This is a genomic window from Streptomyces sp. CB02923, from assembly GCF_001905005.1.
In the GTDB taxonomy this organism is placed as follows: domain Bacteria; phylum Actinomycetota; class Actinomycetes; order Streptomycetales; family Streptomycetaceae; genus Streptomyces.
The window spans coordinates 119,427-135,481 of the sequence record NZ_LWKZ01000024.1 but is presented as its reverse complement, the minus strand read 5'-3'; the positions used below and the strand labels follow the sequence as shown (position 1 = coordinate 135,481).

The 16,055-nt window shown below is 71.3% G+C and carries 11 protein-coding genes; 6 read left to right on the top strand and 5 right to left on the bottom strand.

Annotation, left to right across the window (positions count from 1 at the left end; genetic code table 11):
• The first annotated feature begins 234 nt into the window (after window positions 1–234).
• From A6A06_RS24020 to A6A06_RS24005, 4 genes are all read left to right on the top strand, one after another.
• Window positions 235–1,452, top strand: coding sequence for a CaiB/BaiF CoA transferase family protein (locus A6A06_RS24020; RefSeq protein ID WP_199931118.1), 1,218 nt, complete (start codon window positions 235–237; stop codon window positions 1,450–1,452).
• A 49-nt stretch (window positions 1,453–1,501) separates the two neighbouring features.
• Window positions 1,502–2,656, top strand: a complete 1,155-nt coding sequence (locus A6A06_RS24015) for an acyl-CoA dehydrogenase family protein (protein ID WP_073763426.1) — start codon at window positions 1,502–1,504, stop codon at window positions 2,654–2,656.
• A 133-nt stretch (window positions 2,657–2,789) separates the two neighbouring features.
• On the top strand, window positions 2,790–4,004 hold the full coding sequence (locus A6A06_RS24010; RefSeq protein WP_073763425.1) for an acetyl-CoA C-acetyltransferase: 1,215 nt from the start codon (window positions 2,790–2,792) through the stop codon (window positions 4,002–4,004).
• 34 nt (window positions 4,005–4,038) lie between these two features.
• Entirely contained in the window at window positions 4,039–6,213 is a 2,175-nt protein-coding gene (locus tag A6A06_RS24005; protein WP_073763424.1) for a 3-hydroxyacyl-CoA dehydrogenase NAD-binding domain-containing protein, read from the top strand.
• Window positions 6,214–6,370: 157 nt separating this feature from the next.
• On the opposite strand, the gene A6A06_RS24000 is transcribed toward A6A06_RS24005, so the two are convergent.
• Together A6A06_RS24000 and A6A06_RS23995 are read right to left on the bottom strand one after the other, a co-directional pair.
• Window positions 6,371–7,831: an ATP-binding protein gene (locus A6A06_RS24000; protein WP_079194291.1), complete on the bottom strand. Its 1,461-nt coding sequence runs from the start codon at window positions 7,829–7,831 to the stop codon at window positions 6,371–6,373.
• 22 nt (window positions 7,832–7,853) lie between these two features.
• On the bottom strand, window positions 7,854–8,585 hold the full coding sequence (locus A6A06_RS23995) for a MerR family transcriptional regulator (protein ID WP_073763423.1): 732 nt from the start codon (window positions 8,583–8,585) through the stop codon (window positions 7,854–7,856).
• Between the two features lie 548 nt (window positions 8,586–9,133).
• Here A6A06_RS23995 and A6A06_RS23990 point away from each other — a divergent pair.
• Window positions 9,134–10,630 carry an amino acid permease gene (locus A6A06_RS23990; protein ID WP_073763422.1) on the top strand — a complete coding sequence of 499 codons (1,497 nt, stop codon included), beginning with the start codon at window positions 9,134–9,136 and terminating at the stop codon, window positions 10,628–10,630.
• 145 nt (window positions 10,631–10,775) lie between these two features.
• On the opposite strand, the gene A6A06_RS23985 is transcribed toward A6A06_RS23990, so the two are convergent.
• The 3 genes from A6A06_RS23985 to A6A06_RS23975 all read right to left on the bottom strand — a co-directional run bounded on the left by A6A06_RS23985 (window position 10,776) and on the right by A6A06_RS23975 (window position 15,220).
• Window positions 10,776–12,290: an MFS transporter gene (locus tag A6A06_RS23985; RefSeq protein ID WP_242440913.1), complete on the bottom strand. Its 1,515-nt coding sequence runs from the start codon at window positions 12,288–12,290 to the stop codon at window positions 10,776–10,778.
• 103 nt (window positions 12,291–12,393) lie between these two features.
• A complete protein-coding gene (sph, locus tag A6A06_RS23980; RefSeq protein ID WP_073763421.1) occupies window positions 12,394–13,404 on the bottom strand; it encodes a sphingomyelin phosphodiesterase in 1,011 nt (336 codons plus the stop codon).
• Window positions 13,405–13,708: 304 nt separating this feature from the next.
• Window positions 13,709–15,220: a M1 family metallopeptidase gene (locus tag A6A06_RS23975; RefSeq protein WP_079194393.1), complete on the bottom strand. Its 1,512-nt coding sequence runs from the start codon at window positions 15,218–15,220 to the stop codon at window positions 13,709–13,711.
• A 245-nt stretch (window positions 15,221–15,465) separates the two neighbouring features.
• Between A6A06_RS23975 and A6A06_RS42950 the strand changes: the two genes are divergently transcribed.
• Window positions 15,466–16,055: CocE/NonD family hydrolase (locus tag A6A06_RS42950; RefSeq protein ID WP_443333773.1), on the top strand; the 590-nt coding region annotated here is incomplete at its 3' end.

Here is a 16,055-nt window from a genome sequence, read left to right as displayed (position 1 = left end):
TGGTACGGCGGTCCATATCCGGGCGGGGGTCCATCGCCGGTTCCGACGGGGGAGCGCGCCGCTGGTGAAGTGGCGCGTGAAGGCCCGTGGCGGCGGTGGGAGTTGACCACTGCCGCCACGGGCCTTTTCCGTGCCGGTCCGTGGCCGAGGGGGCTTGTGGAAAGTGGAACACGTTCTTAACATCGCGAGTGTTACATCAGTAGTGTCACAGTGCTGCGGAGCTCAGGGGGCCCGATGGCAGGGACAGGGAACGGCCCGCTGAGCGGGGTGCGCGTGGTGGAGCTGGCCGGCATCGGGCCCGGCCCGTTCGCCGCGATGCTCCTGGCGGACCTCGGCGCCGACGTGGTGCGCGTCGACCGGCCCGGCGGCTCCGGCCTCGGCGTCGATCCGGCGTACGACATCACCAACCGCAACAAGCGCTCCGTGCTGGTGGACCTGAAATCCGCCGAAGGCCCCGGCCAGGTGCTGGACCTCGTCGAGCGCGCCGACGCGCTGATCGAGGGGTACCGCCCCGGCGTCGCCGAGCGCCTCGGCATCGGCCCGGACGCCTGCCTGGAGCGCAACCCGCGGCTGGTGTACGGCCGGATGACCGGCTGGGGCCAGCAGGGACCGCTGGCCGCGACCGCCGGACACGACATCGGCTACATCGCCGTCACCGGCGCGCTCGGCATGATCGGCCCGCCCGGCGGGCCGCCCGCCGTCCCCGCCAACCTCCTCGGCGACTACGCGGGCGGTTCCCTCTACCTCGTCGTCGGCGTCCTGGCCGCGCTCCGGCACGCACAGACCGAAGGCGGCCGGGGCCAGGTCGTGGACGCGGCCATCGTCGACGGCACGGCCCACCTCACCGCGATGATCCACGCCATGCTGGCGGCCGGCGGCTGGCAGGACCGCCGCGGCGCCAACCTCCTCGACGGCGGAGCCCCGTTCTACGGCACGTACGAGACCTCCGACGGCGGCCACATGGCGGTCGGCGCGCTGGAGCAGCGCTTCTACGGCGAGTTCATCCGGCTGCTCGGCATCGAGGACGAGGCGCCCGCCCGCGACGACCTGGCCGCCTGGGAAGACCTGCGGGCCGCCATCGCCGCCCGCTTCAAGACCCGTACGCGTGCGCAGTGGACGGCCGTCTTCGAGGCATCCGACGCCTGCGTGGCGCCGGTGCTCTCGCTGCGCGAGGCCCCCGGGCACCCGCATCTCGCCGCCCGCGGCACCTTCGCCGGCCACGGCGGCATCACCCAGCCCGCACCGGCCCCGCGCTTCTCCGACACCCCCGGCGCGATCCGCCGGCCGCCGGCCCAGCCCGGCGCCGACACGGTGGACGTGGCCCGCGACTGGGGCGTCCCGGCGCTCACCGACCGCCGGGCCCCGGCGCCCGGCGCGGACGGCGGCGGCGCCTGGGCCGACGGCACCCGGGCCTCGGACGGCCGCGCCCGGCCGCGGGACGCGGCCGGCTGATGGACACCACCCCGCTGACCCACCGCCGTCCCCGAGGAGGCCCCACGCGATGACCGCGCAGCTCGAACGCCAGATCTTCACCGAGGACCACGACGCGTTCCGCCGCACCGTACGGACCTTCCTGGACAGGGAGGTGACGCCGCACTACGACCAGTGGGAGAAGGACGGCATCGTCAGCCGCGACGCCTGGCGGGCGGCGGGCAAGCAGGGTCTGCTGGGCCTGGCCGTCCCCGAGGAGTACGGAGGCGGCGGCAACGCCGACTTCCGCTACGCCGCCGTGCTGGCCGAGGAGTTCACCCGGGCCGGTGCCGCCGGACTCGCCGTCGGCCTGCACAACGACATCGTCGGCCCGTACCTGACCCAGCTCGCCACCGAGGAGCAGAAGCGCCGCTGGCTGCCCGGCTTCTGCAGCGGCGAGACGATCACCGCCATCGCCATGACCGAACCGGGCGCCGGCTCCGACCTCCAGGGCATCCGCACCACCGCCGAAGACCGCGGCGACCACTGGCTGCTGAACGGCTCCAAGACGTTCATCTCCAACGGCATCCTCGCCGACCTGGTCATCGTCGTCGCCAAGACCACGCCCGAAGGCGGCGCGCACGGCCTGAGCCTGCTGGTCGTCGAGCGGGGCGCGGAAGGCTTCGAGCGCGGCCGCAACCTGGACAAGATCGGCCAGAAGTCACAGGACACCGCCGAGCTGTTCTTCACCGGCGTACGGGTGCCCAAGGAGAACCTCCTCGGCGAGCTGAACGGCGCGTTCATCCACCTGATGACCAACCTCGCGCAGGAGCGGATGGGCATCGCGGTCGCCGGGATCGCCGCCGCCGAGCATCTGCTGGAGATCACCACGCGGTACGTGAAGGAGCGCGAGGCGTTCGGCCGGCCGCTCGCCAAGCTCCAGCACATCCGCTTCGAGATAGCCGAGATGGCGACCGAGTGCGCCGTCACCCGCGAGTTCCTGGACCGCTGCATCGTGGACCACTCCGACGGGAAGCTGGACGCCGTGCACGCCTCGATGGCCAAGTGGTGGGCCACCGAGCTGCAGAAGCGGGTCGCGGACCGCTGCCTGCAACTGCACGGCGGCTACGGCTACATGAGCGAGTACCCGGTCGCCAGGGCCTTCACCGACGGCCGTATCCAGACCATCTACGGAGGCACCACCGAGATCATGAAGGAGATCATCGGCCGCTCGCTCCTCGGCTGACCGGCCCGCAGCCCGCCTGGGCCGCCGAGCCCCGGCCCCGTGCCCCCGCACACACCCCGAACTCCGAACCCCGAAGCCCACCCTCACCCCACCCCCGCCGCTCCCGGACCAGGAGCTGGAAAGGCTGCTCACCGTGACTTCCGAAGCGTACGTGTACGACGCGATCCGCACCCCGCGCGGCCGCGGCAAGGCCAACGGCGCGCTGCACGGCACCAAGCCGATCGACCTCGTCGTCGGCCTCATCCACGAGGTCCGCCGCCGCTTCCCGGACCTCGACCCGGCCGCCGTGGACGACGTCGTGCTCGGTGTCGTCGGGCCGGTCGGCGACCAGGGCTCGGACATCGCCCGCATCGCGGCCATCGCCGCCGGGCTGCCCGACACCGTCGCGGGCGTCCAGGAGAACCGCTTCTGTGCCTCCGGACTCGAAGCGGTCAACATGGCCGCCGCCAAGATCCGTTCCGGCTGGGAGGACCTGGTGCTCGCGGGCGGCGTCGAGTCGATGTCGCGGGTCCCGATGGCCTCCGACGGCGGCGCCTGGTTCGCCGACCCGATGACCAACTTCGACACCGGCTTCGTCCCGCAGGGCATCGGCGCCGACCTCATCGCCACCATCGAGGGCTACTCCCGCCGCGACGTCGACGAGTACGCCGCGCTGTCCCAGGAGCGCGCCGCCGCGGCCTGGAAGGACGGCCGCTTCGCCCGCTCCGTCGTGCCCGTCACCGACCGCAACGGCCTGCCCGTCCTCGACCACGACGAGCACATGCGGCCCGGCACCACCGCCGACTCGCTGGCCGGCCTCAAGCCGTCCTTCGCCACCATCGGCGACATGGGCGGCTTCGACGCGGTGGCCCTGCAGAAGTACCACTGGGTCGAGAAGATCGACCACGTCCACCACGCGGGCAACGCCTCCGGCATCGTGGACGGCGCGGCGCTGGTCGCCATCGGCTCCCGCGAGGTCGGCGAGCGCTACGGGCTCACCCCGCGCGCCCGCATCATCTCCGCCGCGGTCTCCGGCTCGGAGCCCACGATCATGCTCACCGGCCCCGCGCCCGCCTCCCGCAAGGCGCTCGCCAAGGCCGGGCTGACCATCGACGACATCGACCTCGTCGAGATCAACGAGGCGTTCGCCGCCGTCGTGCTGCGCTTCGTCAAGGACATGGGCCTGAGCCTGGACAAGGTCAACGTCAACGGCGGCGCCATCGCCATGGGCCACCCCCTCGGCGCCACCGGCGCGATGATCCTGGGCACCCTCGTCGACGAACTGGAGCGCCGGGACCAGCGCTTCGGCCTGGCCACCCTCTGCGTCGGCGGCGGCATGGGCATCGCCACCGTCATCGAGCGCGTCTGACCCTCGTCCCCACCCACTACGGAGAACGCACCCCATGAGTGAATCCACCACCATCCGCTGGGAACAGGACGAGACCGGCGTCGTCACCCTCGTCCTCGACGACCCGGACCAGTCGGCCAACACGATGAACGCGGCCTTCAAGGCCTCCCTGACGGCCGTCGCCGACCGCCTGGAGGCCGAGCGGGACACCGTACGCGGCGTCATCTTCACCTCCGCGAAGAAGACCTTCTTCGCCGGTGGCGACCTGCGCGACCTGATCGCCGTCACCCCCGAGCACGCCCAGCGGGCGTTCGAGACGGGCCAGGGCATCAAGCGCGACCTGCGCCGCATCGAGACCCTCGGCAAGCCCGTCGTCGCCGCGATCAACGGCGCGGCCCTCGGCGGCGGCTACGAACTCGCGCTGGCCTGCCACCACCGGGTCGCCCTCGACACCCGCGCCACCAAGATCGGCCTGCCCGAGGTGACCCTCGGCCTGCTCCCGGCGGCCGGCGGCGTCGTCCGTACGGTCCGGCTGCTGGGCATCGCCGACGCGCTGCTGAAGGTGCTGCTCCAGGGCACCCAGTACAACGCCACGCGCGCCAGGGACAACGGCCTGATCCACGACGTCGCGGCCACCCCCGGGGAACTGCTCGAAAAGGCGCGCGCGTTCATCGACGCGCACCCCGAGGCCCAGCAGCCCTGGGACGTCAAGGGCTACCGGATCCCCGGCGGCACCCCGGCGCACCCGAAGTTCGCCGCCAACCTCCCCGCCTTCCCCGCCAACCTGAAGAAGCAGCTGAACGGCGCCCCGTACCCGGCCCCGCGCAACATCCTCGCGGCGGCCGTCGAGGGCTCCCAGGTCGACTTCGAGACCGCGCAGACCATCGAGGCGCGCTACTTCGTCGAGCTGGTCACCGGCCAGGTCTCCAAGAACATGATCCAGGCGTTCTTCTTCGACCTCCAGGCCGTCAACTCCGGCGCCAACCGCCCCAAGGACATCGCGCCGCGCACGGTCGGGAAGGTCGCCGTCCTCGGCGCCGGCATGATGGGCGCCGGTATCGCGTACTCCTGCGCCAAGGCGGGGATCGAGGTCGTCCTCAAGGACGTCTCCCCGGAGGCGGCCGCGAAGGGCAAGGCATACTCGGAGGGGCTGCTCGCCAAGGCGCTGAGCCGCGGCCGGACGACCGAGGCCAAGCGGGACGAACTCCTCGCCCGCATCACGCCCACCGCCGACCCGCAGGACCTGGCCGGCTGCGACGCCGTCATCGAGGCGGTCTTCGAGGACACCTCCCTCAAGCACAAGGTGTTCCAGGAGATCCAGCACATCGTCGCCCCCGACGCGCTGCTGTGTTCCAACACCTCCACACTCCCCATCACCGGCCTCGCCGAAGGCGTCGAGCGCGACGCCGACTTCATCGGCCTGCACTTCTTCTCGCCCGTCGACAAGATGCCGCTGGTCGAGATCATCAAGGGCGCGCGGACCGGCGACGAGGCGCTGGCCCGCGCCTTCGACCTGGTACGCCAGATCCGCAAGACCCCCATCGTCGTCAACGACTCGCGCGGCTTCTTCACCTCGCGCGTCATCGGCCACTTCATCAACGAGGGCGTGGCGATGGTCGGCGAGGGCATCGAGCCGGCCTCCGTGGAGCAGGCCGCCGCCCAGGCCGGTTACCCGGCCAAGGTGCTCTCCCTGATGGACGAGCTGACCCTCACCCTCCCGCGCAAGATCCGCAACGAGACCCGGGCGGCGGTCGAGGCAGCCGGCGGCACCTGGCAGCAGCATCCGGCCGACACCGTCATCGACCGCATGGTCGACGAGTTCGGGCGGCCGGGCCGCAGCGGCGGCGGCGGCTTCTACGAGTACGGCGAGGACGGCAGGCGAACCGGCCTGTGGCCGGGCCTGCGCGAGCACTTCGGCACCGGGGACGCCGGCATCCCCTTCCGGGACATGCAGGAGCGGATGCTGTTCGCCGAGGCGCTGGACACGGTCCGGTGCTTCGAGGAGGGCGTGCTGACCTCCGTCGCCGACGCCAACATCGGCTCCATCCTGGGCATCGGCTTCCCCGGCTGGACCGGCGGCGTCATCCAGTACATCAACGGCTACGAGGGCGGCCTGCCCGGCTTCGTCACCCGCGCCCGCGAACTCCAGGCGGCATACGGGGACCGCTTCGCGCCGCCCGCGCTGCTGGTGGAGAAGGCGGACAAGGGGGAGAAGTTCAGCGACGCGTGACGCACGGGTGACGCACGCTTGACGCGGACCGGTCCGCCGGGGCCGGTCCGCGCAGCTCCGCGGGCCGCCGGTCAGAGCCGCGCAGCTCCGCGGGCCGCCGGTCAGAGCCGCGCAGCTCCGCGGGCCGCCGGTCAGTGCTGCCGGCCAGTGCCGCCGGTCAGTGCTGCCTGAGGCGCCACGCCGCGCGGGGACCGGCCCGGTCCGGCACCGGCTCGATCTGCCCGGCGTCCCGCAGCCGGTGGAAGACCCGCTTCATCCGGTTCTCGGAGGCGATTCCGGTGATCCGCCGCGCGATCCGGTTGGGGATCTCCGGGTTGGACCGCAGGTACTGCAGCACCAGCTCCTCGGGCCGGGCGAGCGGCGTGTGCTCCAGCACCACGACGAACGCGTTCGCCTCCACGAAGAACCGCGGCTCCTTGAGCTTCGCCGCCTTCATCGTGCTCAGTACGGTGTCCAGCCCCTCGCCGATGTCCTTGTTCGGCGGGTCCGGGTACTTGTTCAGCAGCCGCACGATGGTGGGGTTGCGCGCGAAGCGATCCGTGAAGAGCTTGTCCGGCGTCATGTGGCCGGGCAGCCGGCCCGGACTGCGTACCTCCACCCGGTTGTCGAAGACGGAGATCAGGATGTCGTCGGAGAGGTTGTAGTCCCGGTGGATCACCGCGTTGACGATGATCTCCTTCAGCGCCTCCGGCGGATAGGCCATCGGCGACAGGGAGCCGTCCGCGCCCAGCACCGGCACCGACTGGATGATCCGGGTGACCGCCGCCAGCGTCCGGTCGATCAGCACCCGCGCCGGCCCGTCCACCGTCGTCGGCGCGGACTTCAGGTGCCGGCGGTCCGGTACCTGCTCCCCGGTCTCGTACCGGGCGATCTTCACCGAGCACTTCTTCGGTACGACGGCGGGCGGCTCGGCGGCGAACAGCACGGCGCCCGCGACGGTCGCCAGCGACCCGCCGCGGTCCACCAGGCGCTGGCGGCGCACGAACCGCTCGGCGGAGGTGCGCGGACTGTACCGGCCGAGGAAGACGTGCAGCTCGTCCTCATCCCGCAGTTCCTCCAGGGCGTAGTCGCGCAACAGCTGGTCCTCGTAGGAACGGGCGCCCTTGGACAGCGACAGATCGGTGATCTGCGTCCCCTTCAGCCGCCGCGACTGGGCACCGCGGCGCTGGGGCACCTCGCCGCGGGCCGTCCTGTGCACATCCGGGCTCTTGTGGACCGTGACCAGGCAGGCCCAGCCCAGTTCCGCGCGCCCCTGGACCCGCAGGAACTCGATGTCGTACGGAACCGGCGGCTCCACCTGGTCGACCATGGCCTGCTGGACGAAGTTGGCGTCCTCCAGCGAGGCGAAGCCGCGCCACCGCGCCAGCCCGTGCCCGGTGCGCGGGTCCTCGATGCCGATGATGAACTCGCCGCCCTCGGCGTTGGCCAGGGCGGCGGCGATGACCTGCACGACCGCCCCGCCGCTGCGGCCGCTCTTGAACTCCCAGAAGTGGTCCTCCTGCCGGGCGAGGATGTCCGCCGCCTCGGCCCGGGAAATGCTGCGCCCCTCCACCCACGGCCTCGTCTCGCTCGTCGGGCTGTGCCGCACCACCGGCCGCACCCGGGGACCGGTACCCACGTCATGCCCGCCGGGCGGGCGCTCACTCCTCGGCGTACGTCGCCCGCAGCTCCTCGCGCATCGACCGCTGGAAGGCCGTCACCAGCGCCTGCACCACCATCGGCTGCATGTGCGCGGAGAGCGACTTCATCGACTCCACCTGTTCGGGGTCCGACTCGCGCTCCCGGTAGGGGCCCCACACCTCGTCGTGGAAGAGCCGGGTCAGCTCGCGTGCCGCCGAGCGGGTGTGCTCCTGGACGACGGTACGGGCGGCGAGCAGCGTCTCCAGCGCGACCGGTACGTCCAGCAGCCGGATGCCCAGGTGGAGGACGGCCGGGTCGACCCGGAACGCGTCGGGGTCCGCGGTGCGCTCCAGGACGTCCATCGCCGCCAGCCGGTCGATGTCGTCCTCGCTCAGCGTGCGGCCCGCGCGGCGCTCCAGGTGGGCCCGGGTCGCCTCCTCGGCGGAGTCCGGCGACCAGGAGGCGACGAGCGCGCGGTGGATGGCGAGGTCGTGGGCGCTGAGGTCGTCGGGCAGCCGGGCGAGGTAGCGCTCGATGGCGGCCAGCGTCATGCCGTGGTGCTGGAGTTCCTCGATCAGCGCGAGCCGGGACAGGTGGGCGGCGCCGTACCGGCCGACGCGGCGGGGGCCGATCGCGGGCGGGGGCAGCAGCCCGCGGGTGCTGTAGAAGCGGACGGTCCGCACGGTCACGCCCGCGCGGGCGGCCAATTCGTCGACGGTGAGCGTCGGTTCTTCCCCGGTCCCGGTGGCCATGCCGCGCCTCGCTTCCCTCGCTGCGTCCGCGCGGGTGCCCGCGCCCCCTGCGCCCGCCGCGTCCCATGGCGCGGTCCGTGTTCAACAGTATTGCTGTCTCACCAGCTCTGTGAAACCTTCCGGAGCCCAGCGGGATCGGCGGCGCGGCCCGGACCCGCGCCCGACGCCGGATCCCCGGTGGCCACGCTCCCGGGTACTCGGTGGTCACGCACCCGGATCCCGGTGGCCCCGCACCCGGATCCCCCGTGGTCCCACCCCCGGTCCGGCGGCGGTTTCCGGCCATCGCGGCGACCGGAATCCGATACCCGCACCGTTCTCCTGGGTGAGCAAGGGTGACCGGAGCGTGGTGAATTGGTGGAGGTGTGGGCATGACCCCGACAACCCATACAGGACATATCCGTACGGATTATGGGTGGCTCATACACGGTGTGACCCAGCACACAGACGAGGGGGCGGCTCTGGGGGAAGGTGTGCCGTCGGCCGGACTCGCGTGACCCATGTGACCGGCGACGGCTCCATCGCCTGCCCGAAAGCGAGATGAACCAGCTGTGAGCACGGAAACCGTCCAGGAAGAAGCCAACAGGCCACCGGGCGGGGGGAAGGCGTCGACCGCCCAGGACGCGGGCGACGCCGGATACAGCAAGGGCCTCAAGGGCCGGCACATCAACATGATCGCCATCGGCGGGGCGATCGGCACCGGCCTGTTCCTGGGCGCCGGCGGCCGGCTCGCCTCCGCCGGACCCGCGCTCGCCGTCGCGTACGCGGTCTGCGGCCTGTTCGCGTTCTTCGTCGTACGGGCCCTGGGCGAACTGGTGCTGCACCGGCCGTCGTCGGGTTCCTTCGTCTCGTACGCGCGAGAGTTCCTGGGGGAGAAGGGCGCGTACATCGCGGGCTGGATGTACGTCGTCAACTGGTCCACCACCGGTATCGCCGACATCACCGCGATTGCCCTCTACACCCACTACTGGAGCCTGTTCACCGCCATCCCGCAGTGGGTCATGGCGCTGATCGCGCTCGCGGTGGTGCTCTCCATCAACCTGATCTCGGTGAAGATCTTCGGTGAGATGGAGTTCTGGTTCGCGATCATCAAGGTCGCGGCGCTGGTCGTCTTCATGTTCATCGGCATCTTCCTGCTGGCCACCCAGCACCCGGTGGGCGGCGAGACCCCCGGCCTGAGCCTGATCACCGACCACGGCGGCTTCTTCCCGAGCGGCCTGCTGCCCGTGGTGATCGTGTTGCAGGGCGTGGTCTTCGCCTACTCCGCCGTCGAACTGGTCGGCGTCACCGCGGGTGAGACCAGCGAGCCGGAGAAGGTCGTGCCCAAGGCCGTGAACTCGATCATGTGGCGGGTCGGTGTCTTCTACGTCGGCTCGGTGATCCTCCTCGCGCTGCTGCTGCCGTGGAACAAGTACACCGGCTCCGAGAGCCCCTTCGTCACCGTGCTCTCCAACGTGGGCGTGCCGGCCGCGGGCGACGTGATGAACCTGGTGGTGCTCACCGCCGCCATGTCCAGCCTCAACTCCGGCCTGTACTCCACCGGCCGCATCCTGCGCTCGATGTCGATGGCGGGCTCGGCGCCGAAGTTCGCGGGGCTGATGAACCGCAACCAGGTGCCGTACGGCGGCATCATGCTCACCTCCGCGGTGTGCGTGCTGGGCGTCGGCCTCAACTACCTCGTGCCCGGCAAGGCGTTCGAGATCGTGCTGAACATCGCGGCGCTCGGCATCATCAGCACCTGGTGCACGATCATGGTCTGTCACATGGTCTTCGTCCGGCGCTCCCGCGAGGGCCTGGTCGACCGCCCCCGCTTCCAGCTGCCGGGCACCCCGGTCACCGACATCGCGACCATCGTCTTCCTGGTCGGCGTCGTCATCCTGATGGCCTTCGACAGCGAGGGCGTGGGGCAGCAGACCGTGATGCTGGTGCCGGTCATCGGCGCCGCGCTGGTCGTGGGCTGGTTCGCGGTCCGCGGCCGGGTGGGCCGGATCGCCGCCGAACGCGAACAGGGCGCGGCGGCCGGGCCGGGAACGCTCGACAAGGGCTGACCGTACGGACGAGGGCGACCGGCCGGGGCCGACCGTACGGCCCCGCCGACCGTACGGCCCCGGACACGGCGAAGGGCGGCCGCGGCGCTCCGGATGGAGCCGCGCGGCCGCCCTTCGCCGTGTGTCCGTGCCCGCCGGACGCCCTTCAGGAGGCGTCCGCCGCCCGCTTCGCGTCCTCGTCCGCCGCCTGCTGCGCGCGCTCGGCCCGCGCGGTACGGTCGGCCGCCCGCCGGATGGCCGTCGTCAGCACCGTGACGACACAGGTCAGGGCGACCGAGACCACGGTGGTCCACATGGCGGCGCGGGCGTACCCGGCGGCGCTCGGCGTGCCGCCGGCCAGGGCGAAGAACGCGGCGCCGATGACCGCGACCCCCGCGGCGCCGCCGAACTGCTGGGCCGTGGTGAGCACCCCGGCGCCGATCCCGGCCCGCTGCGCGGGCACGCGCACCAGCGAGGCGCCGATGAGCTGCGGGAACATCAGCCCGTTGCCCACCCCGGCCACCGCCATGGTGACGACGACCCAGGGCAGCGCGCCGCGGTCCGGCAGGAAGTGGAGTACGAGGGCGACCGCCGTCAGGCCGATCACCGTGACCACGCTCCCCAGTTGCAGGATGCGCAGACCGAAGCGCTGGACCAGGTTCCGGCTGAGCAGCGCGAAACCGGCGTAGCACACACCGGTCGGCGCGAAGGCCAGTCCGGCCTGGAACGGGCCCAGCCCGAAACCGCCCTGGAGCAGCAGCGTCAGTGTGAACATGACGCTGGCCCAGTACGCCATGAAGGCCGCGCCCGTCACCACGCCGGCCAGGTAGGAAACCTCGCGGAACAGTGCCAGGTCGAGCACGGGGTCGCCGCCGCGGGCGGCCAGGGACCGCTGCCAGTACACGGTGGCCGCGCCCACCGGCACGGAGGCGGCCAGGCAGATCCAGGTCCAGGCAGGCCAGCCGGCGGTGCGCCCCATGGCGAGCGGTACGAGCACCAGGCCCAGGGTCAGCGCCACGCCGCCCGCGCCGGTCAGGTCCAGCCGGGCCCGGCGGGCGGAGCGTACCGAGGGCAAAAAGCGCAGGGCCAGCAGGGCCGCGACCGCGCCGATCGGCACGTTGATCAGGAACAGGACCCGCCAGCCCAGTCCGAGGATGTCGGCGTCCAGCATCAGCCCGCCGAGCACCTGGCCGGCGACCGAGGCCGTACCGCCGGCGACGCCGTACCAGGCCATCGCCCGGCCCCGGGCGTGCACCGGGAACGAGGCGGTGATCGTGGCGAGCACCTGCGGCACCATCACGGCTCCGGCGAAGCCCTGTAGCAGCCGGGCGCCGACCAGCTGGGCCGGGTTCACCGCGATGCCGCACAGCAGCGAGGTGACGGCGAAGGCGATCATCCCCGCGACGAACGTACGCCGGTGGCCGAAGAGGTCGCCGAGCCGGCCGCCGGTGATCATGCCGCTGGCGTACGCGAAGGCGTAGCCGCCGACGATCAGTTCCAGGGCGGCGGGTCCGGTGTGGAGGTCCTTCTCGAACGAGGGGGCGGCGACGTTGACGACGAAGAAGTCGAATTGCGCCATGAACCACGCGGTGAGCAGGACGGCGAGCAGCGGTCCCGGGCGCGGGGCGGCGGGGGAGGGCCGCGCGGAAGTGGGCCGTGGGCCAGCTGATAACTCGGTCACGTCAGCATCCTGGACCCATTGTGTCCAGGAATGCAAGCGGCGTCAGGGCTGGTAGCCCCTTACGGACCGGTCCGTGATCGCCGTCCGGCGACCCGCCCCCGGCCTACCCCAAGCGCTGAGACGCCGTCACGGGATAGTGGTCCGAGAGATTGGTGTAGGTGTACTCCTTGCCCCAGCTCGACACCGTCCAGGGAGCGGACCGCTCCTTGACGACCTCGTTGCGCCAGCCGTCGGGCCGGGCGTGGCCGCGGCGGTGCAGGATGTGGTCCAGGTCCTCGCGCGGGTCGTCGGGGTAGCGGTACGCGGCCACCGAGTTCTCGCGGGTGTCGAAGGAGTACGGGTGGCCCGTGCGCGTATCGGCCGCCACGAGACCGGCGTCGGTGAGCAGGGACGCGAATTCGGCGCTGCGCGAGTCCACGTTCACGTCACCGGCGACCATGACCTGTTCGCCCGCCGGAATGCTCTTCGCGTCCAGGAAGGCGTCGATCTCCTTGAACTGCTTCGCCCGGACCGCGGCCGCTTCTCCCGCCTTGCATCCCGGGTCGGTCGACTGGGTGTGCGTACCGACCACGTGCACCGTGGTGCCGCGGACATTCAGCGCGGCATAGGCGAAGCCCTTGTTCGACCAGGAGTCGGAACCGCAGGCGTCCTTGAACACGTACTGCTCCTTGCGGAGCACCGGCCACTTGCTCAGCACGGTGACCCCGCCGTCTTCCGGAGTGGTGGCGGAATAGGCGCCGCCCGTGGCGTCCCAGCCGCCCTTCCCGCGTCCGACGACCGGGGTCTGGTACGGATACTGCGCCGCCGCGGCCGACTTGAGCGCGTCGGAAGAGGAATTGTCGAAGGCTTCCTGGAGGACGACGACGTCCTGGTCCCGGAAGAAACCGGCGGAGGCTATCGCCTTGGCCCGGTGGTCCTGCCCCCAATTGGGGTAGAGATTCTTGCTCATGAGGAACACGTTGTACGAGAGCACCTTCACCGCGGGTACCGCGGCCGGTGCCTGCGCGGCCGACGCCGCGGGAGCCGTGGCGAAGCACGCCGTGGCGGCCAGCCCGAAGGCCAGCACCGTGCCGAGGGCGGCTCCGTGGGGGCGGTGTGACGTGCGGTGCGGCATGCGGACTCCTGGTCGCGTGGGGGTGGGTGCGTGACCCGTCGCACATCAAACCAGGCGTGCTTACTTCTGAGTAACCGATGGGTGATACGGAGGTGGACGGGATACGGCGCGTGGGGTGGGGCGTTCTCCCGGAGACGTCCTCCCGGAGACGTCCTCCCGGAGACGTCCTCCCGGAGACGTCCTCCCGGAGACGTCCTCCCGGAGGCGTTCTCCCAGAGGCGGTCTGCCGGAGAACCACGCGTCGGCACTGTCCGGGGACATACGGGCGGGGCCCGGCGCGCGCTGCGCCGGGCCCCGCTTCGGGTCAGTGGTCGTGACCGTGGTCGTGCACGTGGTTCGTCGCCTGGATCGACTTCCAGGACTTCGGCTGGGCCGGTGCCTTGGCCGGGGCGGCCGACCGGGCGCCGAAGGCGGCCTTGAGCGCCGACGCCGAGGGCTTGGCCGGCTGGAAGAGCCAGGTGTCGAAGAACTCCGCGAGCGGCTTGCCGGTCTTGCTCTCGGCATACGTCACGAAGTCGTGCACCGAGGCGTTGCCGTACTTCTTGTCGGTGGGCCAGGACTTCAGGAGCGCGAAGAAGTCCTTGTCGCCCAGCTTGTTGCGCAGCGCCTGGAGCGTGAGCGCGCCCCGGTCGTAGACGGCGCCGTGGAACTGGTTGTCCGGGCCCGGGTCGCCCGGCTTGACCTTCCAGAACGGGTCGTCGGCCGGGTGCTGGGCGTAGACGTAGTCGGCCAGTTCCCGGCCGGTGCCCTCGCCCTCCTTCTCCGACCACAGCCACTGGCTGTAGCGGGCGAAGCCCTCGTTGACCCAGATGTCCTTCCAGTCCTTGACGGAGACGCTGTCGCCGTACCACTGGTGCGCGAGCTCGTGCACCACGACGGAGACGTTGGTGCCGCCGCCGAACGCCTCCTTGCCGTAGAACGGGCGGGTCTGCGTCTCCAGCGCGTACCCGGCCGGCACGTTCGGGACGTACCCGCCGACGGAGTTGAACGGGTACGGCCCGAAGACCGACTCCAGCCACTCCGTGACCTCGGTGGTGCGCTCGATGCTGGCGCGCGCCGAGCCCGCGTAGGCGCCGAGGTCCTTGCTGACGGCGTTGATCACCGGCAGGCCGCTGGCCGTGGTGTCCTTGGTGACGTCGAACTTGCCGACCGCGAGCGTGGTCAGATACGTCGCCTGCGGCTTGTCCGAGCGCCAGTTGTACCGAGTCCAGCCCAGCTTGGAGGACTGGGACAGCAGGACGCCGTTGCTGAGCGCCTGGCTGCCGTCCGGAACCGAGACCGAGATGTCGTACGTCGCCTTGTCGGACGGGTGGTCGTTGCTCGGGAACCACCACACGGCGGCGTCCGGCTCCTGCGCGATGACCCCGCCGTCGGGCGTGCGGTGCCAGGCGGAGAAACCGTCGATCTTCAGCTCGGACGGCTTGCCCGCGTAGCGCACGACGACGCTGATGTCCTTGCCCTTCGGCAGCGGCGTGGCCGGAGTGACCTCCAGCTCGTGCTTGCCGGAGGTGGCGAAGGCGGCCTGCTTGCCGTTGACGCGTATCTCGCTGACCTTGAGGCCGAAGTCGAGGTTGAAGCGGCTGAGATCCTGCGTCGTCTTGGCGAGCAGCGTCGCCGTGCCCTCCAGCAGGTCGGTCTTCGGCTGGTACTTCAGCCGGAGGTCGTAGTGGGAGACGTCGTACCCGCCGTTGCCGCTCTCGGGGTAGTAGGAGTCGCCCGCGCCCGGAGCGCCGGGTGTGTAGCTGGCCGCGGAAGCCGGGATCGCCAGCAGCAGGCTGAGGGCGGCCGCACCCGGAACGATGAGTCTGTGACGCACGAAATCCTCCATCTTGTAGGGGAGGTGAGCCGGTTCGGCTCTTCGGATCCTCGGTTCTTCAGACCCTATGTACTCGGAACCCACCCGTCATGTCCATGGCCCCATCTGACACATGACCGACATCCGGACGTCACAGGCCCCTTCGCCGTCGCACGCACCAGCACCCCCGCGGACCCGCTTTCGCGCCTGTCCGCCACAGCGCGCACTCTTACGCACAACAGTTCCCCCGCGCTACCGTCCGCCCCGTGACCCATAGTGCGCGGTTCCCCCGCATCCCCTGGAAAGCGCTCGTGGCGGCGGTCGCCGTCGCCCTGTTGACCACGCTCGCCGGACCGGCGTCCGCGGCCCGCGCCGCTCCCGGTGAGACCAGACCCGTGTACTCCTACGACCACGCGATACGCGAATCGGTCTGGGTGGACACGAGGATCGACGGCGACTCGGACGGGCGGACCGACCGGGTCGCCGTCGACATCGTGCGGCCGCGCGAACCCGCGCAGCAGGGCCGCCGGGTCCCCGTGATCATGGACGCCAGCCCCTACTACTCCTGCTGCGGGCGCGGCAACGAGAGCCAGAAGAAGACCTACGACAGCGCCGGGAAGCCGGTGCAGTTCCCGCTTTTCTACGACAACTACTTCGTGCCGCGCGGCTATGCGACGGTCCTGGTCGACCTGGCGGGCACCAACCGCTCGGACGGCTGCGTGGACGTCGGCGGGCGCTCCGACATCCAGTCCGCACGCGCTGTCGTCGACTGGCTCAACGGCCGGGGACGCGCCTACGACTCCCGTACGGGCGGCAGACGCGTCACCGCCGGCTGGTCCAACGGCAACACCGGCAT